Consider the following 15,079-nt stretch of genomic DNA (forward strand, 5'->3'; position numbering starts at 1 on the left):
AACAACCATGCTCCTGAATATTTCATGATGTCAAGTAACCGGGTATCCTGGAGAGCATGTCCACCCCATCGCAGACCCGCCGCCCCGACGCCCTGACCATGGAGGTCGTCGAACTCATCGGTGACGTCGTCGCCCGCTTCTACGCGGACTACGAGAAGGCGGCGGGCGAGCACACGCTGACCGGACCGCAGGCCCGGCTGCTCAGCCTGCTCTCGCTGGAGCCGCTGCCCATGCGCAAGCTGGCGCAGAAGCTGAAGTGCGAGCCGTCCAACGTCACCGGGATCGTGGACCGCCTGGAGTCCCGGGGGCTGGTCGAGCGCCGCCCGGACCCGGCCGACCGCCGGGTGAAGCTGGCCGCCGCAACGGACGAGGGCGTACGCATGGCCACGGATCTGCGCGAGGGCCTCCGCTTCGCCCGCGAGCCCCTCGCCGGCCTGTCGGAGGAGGAGCGCCGCTCCCTGCGCGATCTGCTGCGCCGGATGCTGGACGCGTGAGACGGCGCGTGCCGGGCGGCGGAGAATCGGTAAAGTCCCCGCCATGCGCGATCTCGGGGTGGGGTTCGGTCATCTGCTGAAGGGCCAGCGCTGGATGGCCCGGCACGGCCGGAGCTACGGCTTCGGGCTGCTGCCCGGGCTGATCACCCTGGTGCTCTACGCGGCGGCGCTGGTCGCGCTCGCAGTGTGGGGCGAGGACGCGGTCACCTGGGCGACGCCTTTCGCGGACCACTGGTCCGGCCCCTGGCAGGGCCTGTTCCGCGGCTTCCTGACCGCCGTGCTCTTCGCCCTCGGCCTGCTGCTCGCCGTGCTGACCTTCACGGCCGTCGCCCTCCTCGTCGGCCAGCCCTTCTACGAGAACCTGTCGGAGCAGGTCGACGCCGAGGTCTCGCCCGACGGCACCGCCCCGCGCTCCCGGCTGCCGCTCTGGCGCGAACTGTGGATCTCCGCCCGGGACAGCCTGCGCGTCCTGGTGCGGGCCGCGCTGTGGGGCGTGCTGCTCTTCGCCCTCGGCTTCCTGCCCGTCGTCGGCCAGACCGTCGTCCCCGTGCTCGGCTTCTTCGTCACCGGCTTCTTCCTCACCGAGGAACTCACCGCCGTCGCCCTCCAGCGCCGGGGCGTGGAACTGCGCGCCCGGCTCGCCCTGCTCCGCTCCCGCAAGACCCTGGTCTGGGGTTTCGGCGCGCCCCTCGGCCTGGTCTTCCTGGTCCCGTCCGTCGCGGTGTTCCTGATGCCGGGCGCGGTCGCGGGCGCGACACTGCTCGCCCGGGAGCTGCTCGGGGAGGAGAGCGCGGGGGACTCCAGCCCACGCCGCACCGGCTCAGCCCGGGATCCGCTCCGCCGCCTCCCGTAGGGCCGTGACGAAGGCCCGCGCCGCCGTCGCGAGCGTGCGTCCCCGGACCGTCGCCGCGTACACCGCGCGCGGCGGCGCGTCCTCGGCGTGCACCGGCAGCAGAACGACGTCCGGGCGCACGGACGCGGCGGCCAGTGCCGGGACCAGGGTCACCCCGAGGCCGGCGGCGACGTACCCCTGCTTGGCGGTCCACTCGGCGACGACGTGCGCCACGCGCGGCCGGAAACCCAGCCGTGCCGCCGCGTCGAGAAGGGTGCCCTCGGGCCGGGAACTGCCGGCGATCCAGTCGGCGTCGGCGAGCCGCGCCAGCCGCACCGGGCCGTGGGCCGCGGCCTCGGCGTGCGGCACCAGGGCGCGGCCGGCCTCGGTGAGTCGCACGCCCCGCGGCAGCCGGTCGAAGAGCGGACCGCCGCCGAGGGCCGACTCGAGGGAGGAGATCTGCCGGGACACCGCGGACTGGGTCCAGCCCAGCGTCCGCGCGGCCACGGTGAACGAGCCGTGCCGGGCCACCTCCAGGAACACCCGCAGCCAGACGGTGGACAGGTCGGGAGGCTCGGGCGGCCCGGGGTCACCATGCGAAGTCGGGATGGCAGCGATGCTAGACATTCGCTTGTCGCATCCGGCGGGCCGCTCCTACCGTCGGCGGCATGCAGAAGACCCTGGACAACCCCGCCTGCGCACCGCAGCCCCTCAGCCCCTACTACTCCCAGGTGGCCCGCGTCGAACACGCCGACGGCAGCGCCCTGTTGTTCCTCTCCGGCCAGATCGCCGAGGGTGCCACCCTGGCCGAGCAGACCCGGGGCGTCTTCGAGACGATCGCCGCGCTGCTGAAGGCGCACGGCGCGACTCTCGCCGACGTCATCAACATCCGTACGTACCTGACCGACATCGGCAAGCTCGACGAATACGGCGCCGTGCGGCGGGAGTTCCTGACGGGGACCCCGCCGACGAGCATGACCTTCGAGGTGCCCCGGCTGTTCCGCCCTCAGGCCCAGGTGGAGGTGGAGGTCGTGGCGGCGGTACAGCCCTCGTGACGCCAACCGGCCTCAGTCCGCCCGTTCCCCCAGCAGCCGCAGGAAGTCCCGGAACGCGCCCGGCATGTCCACCGACTCCGGGTCCAGCAGCCACTGGTACTGCAGGCCGTCCATCACCGCGACGAGCAGCGTGGCGGTGCGCTCGGGGGTGAGGCCGTTCGGCAGCCGGTCGCCGTACTCGGTGCGCAGGACCGAGGTCATGGACGCGCGGACGCGGGCGTACCGCTCGGTGAAGTACGCACGCGCCGGATGCCCCTCCGTCACGCTCTCGCCGAGCAGCGCGGAGAACGTCTGGATGATCGCCGGCCGCATCGCGTTGTACTCCACCAGCGAGGCCAGCAGGTCCATCCGCCACTGGCTGTCCGGCACGGCGTCCCACCGGTCCCGCTCCTGGAGCACCGCCACCAGCAGGGCCTCCTTCGTGGGGAAATAGTGCAGCAGACCCTGCTGGGTGAGACCGACGCGCTCGGCCACGGAGGCGAGGCTCGCCCCCCGGTAACCGCGCTCGGCGATCACCTCCAGGGCCGCCCCGACGATCTCCGCGCGCCGCTCCTCGCTCCTGACCCTCGCGTTCATGACGTCACCGTACGGCATCCCCACCCGCCAAAAATAACGGCAGAGTAACGAAACCTACCGCTCTACAGGTAACGCATGCACGATGGGGGCACGCTGCACGGACGTACACACGAGGAGGCACCGCGATGGCGGGACCCCAGCCCACCCCGGCCGACACGGCCCGCGAGGCGGTCGTCGAGGCCGCTCTCGGCAAGCTCGACCTGGACGCCAAGGCGCGACTGCTGGCCGGCCAGGACATGTGGACCCTGCCCGCCCTGCCGGAGATCGGTCTCGCGTCCCTGGTCATGTCCGACGGCCCGATCGGCGTCCGGGGCGTGCGCTGGACCGCCGACGACCCCTCCGTCGCCCTGCCCTCGCCGACCGCGCTCGCCGCCACCTGGGACCCCGAACTCGCCCGCCGCGCGGGTGTCCTGCTCGCCCAGGAGGCCCGGCGCAAGGGCGTCCACGTCCTGCTCGCGCCCACCGTCAACCTGCACCGCTCCCCGCTCGGCGGACGCCATTTCGAGTGCTACAGCGAGGACCCGTACCTCACGGGCGTGATCGGCAGCGGGTATGTCACCGGCGTCCAGTCCGGCGGAGTCGGCACCACCGTCAAGCACTTCGTCGCCAACGACGCCGAGACCGACCGCTTCACCGTCAACAACCTGGTCTCCGCACGCGCCCTGCGCGAGCTGTACCTGGCGCCGTTCGAGGCCATCGTCGAGAACGCCCGTCCCTGGGGCGTCATGACCGCCTACAACACGGTCAACGGCACGACGATGACCGAGCACCACCACCTGGTCAACGAGGTCCTGCGCGGCGAGTGGGGCTTCGACGGCTTCAACGTCTCCGACTGGATGGCCGCCCGGGACACGGTGGGGGCCATCAACGGCGGCCTGGACGTGGCCATGCCCGGGCCGCGCACCGTCTACGGCGACGCCCTCGCGCAGGCCGTCCGGGACGGCGAGGTCGCCGAGGCCACCGTCGACGCGGCCGTGCGGCGCGTCCTGCGCCTCGCCGCCCGCGTCGGCGTCCTCCAGGGCGCCGAACCCGTGGTCACCGGGCTGCCGGAGACCGTCGACGGCACCGAACTGGCCCGCGAGATCGCCCGCCGCTCCTTCGTCCTGGTCCGCAACGAGCGGGACGCACTCCCGCTGAAGGGCGGCACCGTCGCCCTGATCGGCGCCGCCGCCCGCGACGCCCGCGTCCTCGGCGGCGGCTCCGCCATCGTCTTCCCGGCCCGGACCGTCTCCCCGCTGGACGGCCTCACCGCCGCACTCCCCGAGGGCGCCCTCACCTACGCCGTCGGCGCCGACCCGGCCACCGAACTCGGCGTCGCCGACCGGGGGTTCACCCTCCGAGCCGTCTGCCGCGACGCCGACGGACACGTCATCGGCACCCGCACCGCCCCGAACGGCCTGATCCAGTGGATGGGTTCGGACCTCCCCGAGGGCGTCCGCCACGACACCCTCCACACCGTCGAGCTGACCGGCACCTTCACCCCGCGCGAGACCGGCCCGCACACCTTCGGCATCAAGGGCATGGGCGCCTTCACGCTCACCATCGACGGGACGACGTACTTCGACGACGTCCAGCGCCCCGACAAGGACGACCCCTTCGAGGCCTTCTTCGGTGCCCCCGTGCCCCGCGCCCAGGCCGAACTCACGGCCGGCGAACCGGTCGACGTCTCCCTCACCCACGTCGTCCAGCTCCCCGAGGACATCCCCATGCGGGTCGTCACCTTCGCGCTCGCCCACTCCGAGCCGCAGCGCGACCCGGACGAACTGATCGCCGAGGCCGTCGAGGCCGCGCGGAACGCCGACACGGCCGTCGTCGTGGTCGCCACCACCGACCGCGTCGAGTCCGAGGGCTTCGACCGTACGGACCTGAGGCTCCCCGGCCGCCAGGACGACCTGGTCCGCGCGGTCGCCGCCGCCAACCCCCGCACGGTCGTGGTCGTCAACGCCGGCTCCCCGGTGGAACTGCCCTGGCGGCAGGAGGTCGCCGCCGTCCTGCTCACCTGGTTCCCCGGCCAGGAGGGCGGCGCCGCCCTCGCCGACGTCCTCACCGGTGCCCACGAGCCCGGCGGTCGGCTCCCCACCACCTGGGGCTCCCTCGCCGACGCCCCGGTCACCCAGGTCGTCCCCACCGAAGGCGAACTGCCGTACACCGAGGACCTGTTCATCGGCTACCGCGCCTGGGAGAAGGCCGGCCGCACCCCCGCCTACCCCTTCGGCCACGGCCTCGGCTACACCGACTGGACCTACGAGTCCCTGGTCGTCGACGGCACCACCGCCCGCGTCCGCCTGCGCAACACCGGCGAGCGGCCCGGCCGCGAGGTCGTCCAGGTCTACGTCTCCCCGGCCGAGCCCGGCCCCGGACGCCCGGCCCGCCGCCTCGCCGGCTTCGCCTCCGCCGAGGCCGGTCCCGGGGAGAGCGTCGAGGTGACCGTCGCGCTGCCGCGCCGCGCCTTCGAGAGCTGGGACGAGACGGCGAACGCGTGGTCATGTGTGAAGGGTTCGTACGAGATCGCCGCCGGAGGCTCGATCGCGGACCGCAGGCTCACCGCGCCGATTAACGTCTGATCCGGGACAAGTCCCCCACGAGCAGCCCCGGTCCGGGACCTGACCCCTGGACCGGGGCTCGCCCTCTCCGGACACGTGGATAGACTCCCGGCCCGCGAACACCGGAAGACACCGGGCACGGGGGAGAGACATCGTGTATCCAGGCCAGCAGCAGGGGCCGTACGGCCCGCAGCAGCCGACAGGGCCGTACGGGCAGCCGCCGCAGTATCAGCAGCCGTACCCGCCGCAGCAGCCGTACCCGCCGCAGGGTCACCCGCAGCAGCCATATCCGCCGCAGCAGCCGTACGCGCCACGGCCGCAGCAGCACCAACCGGCGTACCCGCCCCCACAGCCCTACCCGCCGCAGCAGCCCGCGCAGCCGCCCGCCCAGCACGTCGGCGAGGGCCGGATGCGGCTGGACCCGAACCTCACCCCCGCCCAGCGTGACCTGGCACTGCGGATCCAGGCGAAGTCCAAGCCCATGGCCTACGGCATGGTGCTCGGCATCCCGCTCACCTTCGGCGGGGTCCACTACGGCATCACCCAAAAGCCCCTCGGATTCGTCGCGGCGCTCGCCGGACTGTCCCTGCTGGCCTTCGGCGTCTTCTCGCTGATGCAGATGCAGGCCCTCAAGCGGCAGCTGCGGCTCATCACGGCGGACGCCTGGCGTTCCCCGGCCGCGCATCTGCCCGGCGCGCGGAAGGCCGCCACGCAGGCCGCGTATCTCAACGGCCTGCTGGTCCTGCTGTCCCTCGCCGCGACCGGCTATCTGCTCTACAAGGGCGCCGGCTGGGGCGCGTACGGCAACTCGCTGGGCTTCGGCGCGCTGATGCTGGGCGCGGCCCTGCCGTTCGGGATGGCGGTGGCCGCCGTGACCACCATTCCGCAGCTGCTCCAGGTGATTCCGGCCGGGGCCAAGGTGGGGCGGAGCCTTTACTCGATCATCTTCGTGCTGGCCACGACGGTGACGGGGGAGGGCATCAAGGGCCAGGACGTCGGCGCGGTCGTGGCCGGCGGCGCGACCCTGCTGATCTGCGGCGGCGCGATGTCCCTGCTGGGCAAGGCGGCCAAGCGGATGCGGGGCGAGACGCCCTAGCGGACCCCGAACCCGTACACCGTCTGCGACCTGAACACCTCACCCGGCCTGAGCACCGTGCTCGGGAACTCCGGGCGGTTCGGGGAGTCCGGGAAGTGCTGGGTCTCCAGGGCGACGCCGTCTCCCGGGGCGAAGGGTTCGGCCAGGTGGTCGGCGGTGTACAGCTGGAGGCCCGGCTCGGTCGTCGCCACGGTCAGGGTGCGGCCGGAGGCCGGGTCGTGGAGCTCGGCCACCTCCCGCGGGGTGTCGGTCACGCCCTTGTCCAGGACGAAGTTGTGGTCGTAGCCCGAGCCGACCTTGCGGGAGGCGCGGAAGTCGAACCGGGAGCCGGTGACGTCCTCCAGGGCGCCGGTCGGGATCAGGTCCGCGTCGACCGGGGTGAAACGGGAGGCGGCCAGCCGCAGTTCATGCCCGCCCGCATGGCCCGAGCCGGCCAGGTTGAAGTAGCTGTGGTTGGTGAGGTTGATCACGGTCGGGGCGTCGGTCACCGCCTCGTAGGCGATCCGCAGCGCGCCGGACGCGTCCAGGGTGTAGGTCGCCGACACCTCCAGGCGGCCCGGGAAGCCCTCCTCGCCGTGCCGGCTCACCCGGCTCAGCCGTACGCCGTGCTCGACCGGCCGCGCCTCCCACACCCGCTTGTCGAAGCCGAGCGCGCCGCCGTGCAGGGAGTTCGGGGCGTTGTTCGGCTCCAGGGCGTAGACCGCGCCGTCCAGCGGGAAGCGGGCGTGCGCGATCCGGTTGGCGTACCGGCCGACCAGGGCGCCGAGGTACGGCTCCGGGTGGGTGAGGTAACCGTCCAGGTCGGCGAAGCCGAGCACCACGTTCGCCGTCCGGCCCTCCCGGTCCGGCACCTGGACCGACCGCACGATCCCGCCGTACGTCAGGACCTCCACGCGTGTCCCGGCGCGCTCCAGCGTCCAGCGCCGGACCTCGGTGCCGTCGGAAAGTGTGCCGAAAAGTTCGCTCATGTGAAAACAGTAGGCGATGAGTGTCCTAGGCAACCGGATTGGCCGCGGTGATCGTCCGGTACGCGATCGCCGCGAGCCGCGCCTGACCGTCCCTGCTGGGGTGGAACCAGTCCCAGTGGCTGAGCTGGTCGGTGCCGAAGCGGTAGTCGTAGACCGCGTTGTTGTCGAAGCGGCAGCGGCTGTCCTTGGCGCAGACCTCCTTCAGCACCTTGTTGTACTCCACCACCCGCTGCTGCACCCGGTCCCGGCGGAGCATGGCCGCGCTGGTCAGATCGTCCGCGGCGGACAGCATCGAGGGGCAGATGCCGAGCTTCCACACCTCCTTGCCCAGCGGACTGGCCCGCCCCTCGGACCACAGCCGCTTCAGGTTCGGCACGCTCGCCACGTAGACCTGGGTCTTCGGCGACGCCTCGCGCAGGGTGCGCAGCGCCTCCTGGAAGTCCGCGCGGAAGGCGGCCACCGAGGTCATCGCCCGGGCCGAGGACCGGCAGGCGTCGTTCGCGCCCACCATCACCGTCACCAACTCCGGCTCGCGCGCCGCCGCCCGCTCCATCTGCCCGGGCAGGTCCGCCACCCGGGCGCCGGTCACCGCGTAGTTCCAGCTGTGCTCCGCCGCGCCCGCGGCCCCGAGCAGCCGCACCGCCAGGCTGTCCACCTGCGCGTCGCTGCCGGTCGCCCAGGACACCTCGGGGCAGTCCGAGAGCACCGTGCACGCGTCGAAGCCGCGGGTGATGGAGTCGCCGACCGCGGCGATCGAGCCGGGGCTGCGGTTCCACACCGGCGCCGGTCCGGCCGCGCGCGCCTTGGTGCCCTCCGGCGCGGGCGCGCTCCTGCCCCCGGCGTCGCACCCGGCGACGCCCAGCACGACGGCCGCCATGAGGCTGAGGGCGGCTCGCGCACGGCGGCTCGGCTTCCGCATCCCTGCTGATCCCCTCGTCGTCGAACCCGGTGCCACCGGGTGTGCGTATGTGCTCCCTCCCATAAGAACGTACGAGGGTTCCCGACCGGGCACCCTGGAACGGAGCACCCCCGTACAAGCGTCCCCCTGGGTGAATGGCGGGGGTTTCCTGGCACCGGGACCGACGGTACGTCACACTCCTTGCACCGTCGCAGGGTAGCCTCGCCATCAACGCGGCCGTCGTGCCACTGCCGCCAGCCAGGTCCGCAAGATGTCCCGCTCTGCCCGGAGGTTCCGGTGACGACACGTGGAGTTCTGTACGTGCACTCCGCGCCGCGCGCGCTGTGCCCGCACGTCGAGTGGGCCGTCGCCGGGGTGCTCGGCACGCGCGTCAACCTCGACTGGATCCGGCAGCCCGCGGCCCCCGGCACCTGGCGCTCGGAGTTCTCCTGGCAGGGCGAGGCGGGCACGGCCTCCAAGCTGGCCTCGGCCCTGCGCGGCTGGCACCTGCTCCGCTTCGAGGTCACCGCCGAGCCCTGCGCCACCGCCGAGGGCGAGCGTTACAGCTGCACCCCCGACCTCGGTATCTTCCACGCCGTCACCGGCATCCACGGCGACATCCTCATCCCTGAGGACCGCCTGCGGGCGGCGCTGACCCGGTCCCAGCGGGGGGAGACCGAGCTGGAGGCCGAGATCGCCAAGCTCCTCGGCAAGCCCTGGGACGACGAGTTGGAGCCCTTCAGGTACGCGGGCGAGGGCGCCCCGGTCCGCTGGCTGCACCAGGTGGTGTGAGTTCCCGCCCCCCGCGTCCTACGCATCCGGGCACGAGGAAGGGCCCCTGCCGACCGGCAGGGGCCCTTCCTCACGTTCTCAGACGGTGCGGAACGCCAGCACCACGTTGTGGCCGCCGAAGCCGAACGAGTCGTTCAGCGCGGCGATCCGGCCCTCGGCCGGAAGCTTGCGGGCCTCCCCGCGGACGACGTCCGCGTTGGCCTCCGCCTCGGGGTCGATGTTCTCGACGTTGATCGTCGGCGGCGCCACCCGGTTGTACAGCGCGAGCACGGTCGCGACGGACTCCACGCCGCCCGCGCCACCGAGCAGGTGCCCGGTCATCGACTTGGTCGCGGACACCGCCATGTGGTCGGCGTCGTCGCCGAACACCTTGCGCAGCGCCTTCAGCTCGGCGATGTCACCGGCCGGCGTCGACGTGGCGTGCGCGTTGACGTGCACGATCTCGGCCGGGTTCAGGTCGGTGTTGTCCAGCAGGTTCTGCAGCGCGTGCGAGATGCCGCGGCCCTCGGGCTCCGGCTGCACGATGTCGTGGCTGTCGGCGGAGATGCCCTGTCCGACTGCCTCGGCGTAGACGCGCGCTCCGCGCTTCGCCGCGTGCTCGGCGGACTCCAGGACGAGCACGCCGGCGCCCTCGCCGAGGACGAAGCCGTCGCGGTCGACGTCGTAGGGACGCGAGGCACCCTGCGGGTTCTCGTTGTTCTTGGACATCGCCATCATGTTGCCGAACGCGGCGATCGGCAGCGGGTGGATGGCGGCCTCCGTACCGCCGGCGACGACGACGTCGGCGCGGCCGGTGCGGATCATCTCGATGGCGTAGCCGATGGCCTCGGCGCCCGAGGCGCACGCGGAGACCGGCGTGTGCACGCCCGCGCGGGCGCCCACGAGCAGGCCCACGTTGGCCGAGGGACTGTTGGGCATCAGCATCGGGACGGTGTGCGGGGAGACGCGGCGGACGCCCTTCTCCTTGAGCACGTCGTACTGGTCGAGCAGCGTGGTCACGCCGCCGATGCCGGAGGCGATGACGGCGCCCAGCCGGTCCGGGTCGACGCTGCCGTCTTCCCCGGCCTTGCCGGTGAAGCCCGCGTCCTTCCAGGCCTCCTGAGTGGCGATCAGCGCGAACTGCGCCGAACGGTCCAGCCTGCGGGCCTGCGGCCGCGGGATGACCTCGGTGGGCTCCACGGCGACCGGGGCCGCGATCTTGACGGCCTGCTCGGCCGCCCAGTCCTGCTCCAGGGGCTTGACGCCGGACCGGCCGGCGATCAGACCCTCCCACGTCGAGGCTGCGTCGCCACCCAGCGGTGTGGTTGCGCCGATACCGGTGACGACCACGGTGCGATTGGTCGGGCTCACGGGAATTCTTTCTCCAACGGATACGGGATTCTACGGCGCCACCGCCGGGTGGCGGGGCCTTGCAGCCTTGAGGCCTAAGGGGTGCCTTTAGGCCTGGTGCTTGAGGATGTAGTCGGTCGCGTCACCGACGGTCTTGAGGTTCTTGACGTCCTCGTCCGGGATCTTCACGTCGAAGCGCTCCTCGGCGGCGACGACGACCTCGACCATGGACAGCGAGTCGACGTCCAGGTCGTCGGTGAAGGACTTGTCCAGCTGGACGTCCTCGGTGGGGATCCCGGCGATCTCGTTCACGATCTCGGCGAGACCGGCGACGATCTCTTCCTGAGTGGCGGCCATGTCAGGCGCTCCTTCTTCGATGTTCCAGACGGTTTGTGGCAATTGCTGCCGTGCCCGATCCGCAAGATCCGGCACGGAGTGCCTAGGGGAGGGTAACGACCGTGGCGGCGTAGACGAGACCCGCCCCGAATCCGATGACGAGCGCGGTGTCGCCGCTCTTCGCCTCCCCGGTCGCCAGGAGCCGCTCCATCGCGAGCGGGATCGAGGCGGCCGAGGTGTTGCCGGTGGTGCGGATGTCACGGGCGACCGTGACGTGCTCCGGCAGTTTGAGGGTCTTCACCATCGAGTCGATGATCCGCACGTTGGCCTGGTGCGGGATGAAGACGTCCAGCTCTTCCGGGCTGATACCGGCCGCGTCCAGCGCCTGCTGGGCGACCTTCGCCATCTCGAACACGGCCCAGCGGAACACCGCCTGGCCTTCCTGTGTGATGGCGGGGAACTTGACGTTGCCGTCGCTGTCGAGCGGCAGCTCGGACAGGTCACCGAGCCGGAAGCGGTCCCAGGGAACGGTCTGCTTGATGGTCTCGGCCTTGTCGCCCTCGGAGCCCCACACGGTCGGGCCGATGGCCGGCTCCTGCGAGGGACCGACGATGACCGCGCCGGCGCCGTCGCCGAACAGGAAGGCCGTGGCCCGGTCCTCCAGGTCGGTCAGGTCGCTGAGCCGCTCCACGCCGATGACGAGGACGTACTCGGCGGAACCTTCCGCCACCATGCCCTTGGCCAGGGTGAGGCCGTAGCCGAAGCCCGCGCAGCCGGCCGAGATGTCGAAGGCGGCCGCCTTGTTCGTGCCCAGCTTGTCGGCGATCTCGGTGGCGACGGCCGGCGTCTGGCTGAAGTGCGAGACCGTCGAGACGACCACGGCACCGATCTGCTCGGCGTCGATGCCGGCGTCCGCGATCGCCTTGCCGGAGGCCTCGATCGCCATCGCGGCCACGGTCTCCTCGGGACCGGCCCAGTGCCGGGTCTCGATGCCGGAGCGAGAGCGGATCCACTCGTCGGAGGAGTCGATCTTCTCGAGGATCACCTCGTTGGGCACCACCCGCGTCGGCCGGTAGCCGCCGACACCGAGGATGCGCGCATACGGGGCGCCCTTGCTGGGCTTGATCTTCGCCATGTACGGCTCCTTAGGCGCCGGCGCCGGCGTGCTCGGCAATGAGCTCGCGGGCCGTCTCGAGGTCGTCGGGGGTCTTCAGGGCCAGCGTCTTGACGCCGGGCAGGGCGCGCTTGGCCAGGCCGGTCAGGGTGCCGCCCGGGCACACCTCGATGAGCGCGGTGGCGCCCAGCTCCTTGAAGGTCTCCATGCACAGGTCCCAGCGCACGGGGTTGGCGACCTGGCCGACCAGCCGCTCCAGCACCTCGGCGCCGGTCGCGACGGCGCGGCCGTCCTTGTTGGAGACGTAACGGACCTTCGGGTCGGCCGGGGTCAGCTCCGCGGCGGCCTTGGCCAGCGTCTCGACGGCGGGAGCCATGTGATGGGTGTGGAAGGCGCCGGCGACCTTCAGCGGGACGACCTTGCGGACGCCCTCGGGCTTGTCCTCGCTCAGCGCCGCCAGCTGCTCCAGCGTGCCGGCGGCGACGATCTGGCCCGCGCCGTTGATGTTCGCCGGGGTCAGGCCCAGCTTCTCCAGGTGCGCCACGGAGGTCTCGGGGTCGCCGCCGAGCAGCGCCGACATGCCGGTCTCGGTGACCGCGGCGGCGTCGGCCATCGCCAGACCCCGCTTGCGGACCAGGCCCAGCGCGGCGGTGTCGTCCAGCACACCCGCGAAGGCGGCGGCGGTGATCTCACCGACGCTGTGACCGGCGACCGCGCCCGGCGCGATCCCGGACATGTCACCGAGTGCCGCGGCGGACAGGATCCCGGCGGCGACCAGCAGCGGCTGGGCCACCGCGGTGTCACGGATGGCGTCGGCGTCGGCCTGGGTGCCGTAATGGGCCAGGTCCAGTCCGATGGCGTCCGACCAGGCGGCGACACGGTCGGCGGCGCCGGGCAGTTCGAGCCAGGGAGTCAGGAAGCCGGGCGTCTGGGCGCCCTGGCCGGGAGCGACGAGTACGAGCACTCTCACACTCTCTCTTGGGGACGGCCGGAGCCGCCCGTGAGGACAGGGACGAAGAACACGGAGGGCTTTTGTGGGCCTCCGACAAAACCTATGCCGGGATCTCGCCGTCGGCCAGACGCCCCAGGATGAGCGCGATCCGCAGCGTGAACGCGGATCGTACATCCGAGGGCGACCAACCGGTGACGTCAGTCACACGTCGGAGCCGGTAGCGCACGGTGTTCGGGTGAACGAAGAGCATCCGGGCCGCGCCTTCGAGGCTGCTCGCCTGCTCCAGATAGACACTCAGGGTTTCCAGCAGCGCCGAACCGGCCTCTTCGAGAGGTCTGTAGATCTCCTCCACCAACTGCTCGCGGGCGCTCGGATCGCCCGCGATCGCGCGCTCCGGCAGCAGATCGTCCGCGAGCACCGGCCGCGGGGCGTCCTGCCAGGCCGAGCAGGCCTTCAGGCCCGCGGCGGCGGCCTGCGCGGACCGCGTGGCGGCCAGCAGATCGGGTACGACCGGCCCCGCGACGACCGGCCCGGCGGCGAAGGGCCCGATGAGCGACTTGGCGACGGCGAGCGGATGGGGACTGCCCCCCGCGATGACGACGAGCCGGTCCCCGAGCACCCCGGTGAGCACCTGGAGCTTGGCATGCCGGGCGGCCCGCCGGATGGCCTCGACGGTCAGCTCGCTGTCCCCGTCCGGAGCGGTCCCGAGCACGACGCACACATGCTCCGGAGAGTTCCACCCGAGCGCGGCCGCCCGGCTCACGGCCCCTTCGTCCGCCTCCCCGCTCAGCACGGCGTTGACGACCAGCGACTCCAGCCGGGCGTCCCAGGCACCGCGTGCCTCGGCGGCCTGGGCGTAGACCTGCGCGGTGGCGAAGGCGATCTCCCGGGCGTACACGAGCAGCGCCTCCCGCAGCACGCTCTCGTCACCCGGGGCCGCGACCTCGTCGATCGCGCTCTCCATGACCTCGATGGTGGTCCGCACCATCTCCACGGTCTGCCGCAGCGTGATGGCCCGGGTCAGCTCGCGCGGCGCGGTGCCGAACACGTCCGTCGAGATCGCCTGGGGGGCGTCCGGGTGCCGGAACCACTCGGTGAAGGCCGCGATCCCCGCCTGGGCCACGAGCCCGATCCAGGAACGGTTCTCCGGGGGCATGGCCCGGTACCACGGCAGGGACTCGTCCATCCGTGCGATGGCCTGCGCGGCGAGAGAACCGGAGGACTTCTCCAGCCGCCTGAGGGTCGCGGCGTGCGGATGGACGGCCGGCACGTGGTGGTCGGCGTGGGGCTCGCTGCTGCGGGTTTCGGGTTCGGGCACGGGACAAGACTGCCTTATCGGGCCGGGACCATGTGCCGCCGGGTCGCAGGTGAGGTCTACGGTGGTGCCCGTGATGGACGTACGGCGCGCCGATGAGCGCTACCCGGGGGGCGAGCCGGAGGCGGGGATCGACTCGCGTCACGCCTTCTCCTTCGGCCCCCACTACGACCCCGACAACCTCCGCTTCGGCGCGATCATCGCCTGCAACGAGGAGCGGCTCGCGCCCGGCGCCGGCTTCGACGAACACCCGCACAGCCACACCGAGATCGTCACCTGGGTCGTCGAGGGCGAGCTGACCCACCGCGACTCCACCGGCCACGAGACCAAGGTCCGCCCGGGCGACGTACAGCACCTCAGCGCGGCGGCGGGCGTCCGGCACGTGGAACGCAACGACGGGCCGTCGCCGCTCACCTTCATCCAGATGTGGCTGGCGCCGCGGGAGCCGGGCGGAGAGCCGTCGTACGAGATCATCCCGGGCATCGCCGACTCCACGCCGTACGCGGTGCCGGGGGCGGGGGCGATGCTGCACATACGCCGGCTGAAGGCGGGGGAGCGGACGGCGGTGCCGGACGCGGCGCATGTGTACGTGCACGTGGTGCGGGGTGCGATCCGGCTGGGGGAGGAGCGACTGGGCGCGGGGGACTCGGCGCGGATCACCGCAGCGGTGGCTCTGGAGGCGGTGGCGGTCACGTCGGCCGAAGTGCTGCTGTGGGAGATGGGGGCGTAGCGGGTCGTCGTGCGCCTGCCGGGTGCGGCGGCACCCCGTCGGCGCCGGT

General features: G+C 72.2%; 16 protein-coding genes. 7 read left to right on the forward strand and 9 right to left on the reverse strand.

Translation table 11 applies throughout. The features are described from left to right. Positions 1 to 56: 56 nt before the first annotated feature. Both FB563_RS22620 and FB563_RS22625 read left to right on the forward strand, forming a co-directional pair. The gene (locus tag FB563_RS22620; RefSeq protein ID WP_055704082.1) at positions 57 to 494 is read left to right on the forward strand and encodes a MarR family winged helix-turn-helix transcriptional regulator; all 438 of its coding nucleotides are present in this window, start codon (positions 57 to 59) and stop codon (positions 492 to 494) included. A 43-nt stretch (positions 495 to 537) separates the two neighbouring features. After that, positions 538 to 1,347 (forward strand): EI24 domain-containing protein, encoded by an 810-nt coding sequence (locus FB563_RS22625; protein ID WP_055704081.1) that lies wholly within the window; start codon positions 538 to 540, stop codon positions 1,345 to 1,347. Here FB563_RS22625 and FB563_RS22630 read toward each other — a convergent pair. Then, the gene (locus FB563_RS22630; RefSeq protein WP_055704080.1) at positions 1,315 to 1,953 is read right to left on the reverse strand and encodes a LysR family transcriptional regulator; all 639 of its coding nucleotides are present in this window, start codon (positions 1,951 to 1,953) and stop codon (positions 1,315 to 1,317) included. The two genes, FB563_RS22625 and FB563_RS22630, sit on opposite strands and share 33 nt — an antisense overlap. Positions 1,954 to 1,994: 41 nt before the next feature. Here FB563_RS22630 and FB563_RS22635 point away from each other — a divergent pair, with 41 nt between their 5' ends. Next, complete coding sequence (locus FB563_RS22635) at positions 1,995 to 2,381, forward strand: RidA family protein (protein ID WP_055704079.1); 387 nt, start codon at positions 1,995 to 1,997, stop codon at positions 2,379 to 2,381. Positions 2,382 to 2,393: 12 nt separating this feature from the next. Here FB563_RS22635 and FB563_RS22640 read toward each other — a convergent pair whose 3' ends face one another. Next, positions 2,394 to 2,975, reverse strand: coding sequence for a TetR/AcrR family transcriptional regulator (locus tag FB563_RS22640; RefSeq protein WP_055704078.1), 582 nt, complete (start codon positions 2,973 to 2,975; stop codon positions 2,394 to 2,396). A 107-nt stretch (positions 2,976 to 3,082) separates the two neighbouring features. Between FB563_RS22640 and FB563_RS22645 the strand changes: the two genes are divergently transcribed. After that, positions 3,083 to 5,521, forward strand: coding sequence for a glycoside hydrolase family 3 protein (locus FB563_RS22645; RefSeq protein WP_055704077.1), 2,439 nt, complete (start codon positions 3,083 to 3,085; stop codon positions 5,519 to 5,521). A gap of 133 nt (positions 5,522 to 5,654) precedes the next feature. After that, positions 5,655 to 6,596 carry a hypothetical protein gene (locus FB563_RS22650; RefSeq protein WP_107100504.1) on the forward strand — a complete coding sequence of 314 codons (942 nt, stop codon included), beginning with the start codon at positions 5,655 to 5,657 and terminating at the stop codon, positions 6,594 to 6,596. Here the strand turns inward: FB563_RS22650 and FB563_RS22655 are convergent. Next, positions 6,593 to 7,564: an aldose epimerase family protein gene (locus tag FB563_RS22655; protein WP_055704075.1), complete on the reverse strand. Its 972-nt coding sequence runs from the start codon at positions 7,562 to 7,564 to the stop codon at positions 6,593 to 6,595. The genes FB563_RS22650 and FB563_RS22655 overlap by 4 nt on opposite strands. 25 nt (positions 7,565 to 7,589) lie before the next feature. Next, positions 7,590 to 8,483 carry an SGNH/GDSL hydrolase family protein gene (locus FB563_RS22660; RefSeq protein ID WP_055704074.1) on the reverse strand — a complete coding sequence of 298 codons (894 nt, stop codon included), beginning with the start codon at positions 8,481 to 8,483 and terminating at the stop codon, positions 7,590 to 7,592. Between the two features lie 276 nt (positions 8,484 to 8,759). Here FB563_RS22660 and FB563_RS22665 point away from each other — a divergent pair, with 276 nt between their 5' ends. Then, the gene (locus FB563_RS22665; RefSeq protein WP_055704073.1) at positions 8,760 to 9,254 is read left to right on the forward strand and encodes a DUF3145 domain-containing protein; all 495 of its coding nucleotides are present in this window, start codon (positions 8,760 to 8,762) and stop codon (positions 9,252 to 9,254) included. A 78-nt stretch (positions 9,255 to 9,332) separates the two neighbouring features. Here FB563_RS22665 and fabF read toward each other — a convergent pair whose 3' ends face one another. From fabF to fasR, 5 genes are all read right to left on the reverse strand, one after another. Continuing rightward, complete coding sequence (fabF, locus tag FB563_RS22670) at positions 9,333 to 10,604, reverse strand: beta-ketoacyl-ACP synthase II (RefSeq protein WP_055704072.1); 1,272 nt, start codon at positions 10,602 to 10,604, stop codon at positions 9,333 to 9,335. An 87-nt stretch (positions 10,605 to 10,691) separates the two neighbouring features. Continuing rightward, complete coding sequence (locus FB563_RS22675; RefSeq protein WP_018545314.1) at positions 10,692 to 10,940, reverse strand: acyl carrier protein; 249 nt, start codon at positions 10,938 to 10,940, stop codon at positions 10,692 to 10,694. Positions 10,941 to 11,022: 82 nt separating this feature from the next. Beyond that, positions 11,023 to 12,054, reverse strand: coding sequence for a ketoacyl-ACP synthase III (locus tag FB563_RS22680; protein ID WP_055704071.1), 1,032 nt, complete (start codon positions 12,052 to 12,054; stop codon positions 11,023 to 11,025). Between the two features lie 10 nt (positions 12,055 to 12,064). Further along, the gene (locus tag FB563_RS22685; RefSeq protein ID WP_055704070.1) at positions 12,065 to 12,997 is read right to left on the reverse strand and encodes an ACP S-malonyltransferase; all 933 of its coding nucleotides are present in this window, start codon (positions 12,995 to 12,997) and stop codon (positions 12,065 to 12,067) included. An 88-nt stretch (positions 12,998 to 13,085) separates the two neighbouring features. Then, on the reverse strand, positions 13,086 to 14,303 hold the full coding sequence (gene fasR / locus FB563_RS22690; protein WP_055704069.1) for a fatty acid biosynthesis transcriptional regulator FasR: 1,218 nt from the start codon (positions 14,301 to 14,303) through the stop codon (positions 13,086 to 13,088). Positions 14,304 to 14,376: 73 nt separating this feature from the next. Here fasR and FB563_RS22695 point away from each other — a divergent pair, with 73 nt between their 5' ends. Further along, positions 14,377 to 15,030, forward strand: coding sequence for a pirin family protein (locus tag FB563_RS22695; protein WP_055704091.1), 654 nt, complete (start codon positions 14,377 to 14,379; stop codon positions 15,028 to 15,030). The last annotated feature ends 49 nt before the right edge of the window (positions 15,031 to 15,079 follow it).

The organism is Streptomyces puniciscabiei, assembly GCF_006715785.1.
Classification (GTDB): Bacteria; Actinomycetota; Actinomycetes; order Streptomycetales; family Streptomycetaceae; genus Streptomyces; species Streptomyces puniciscabiei.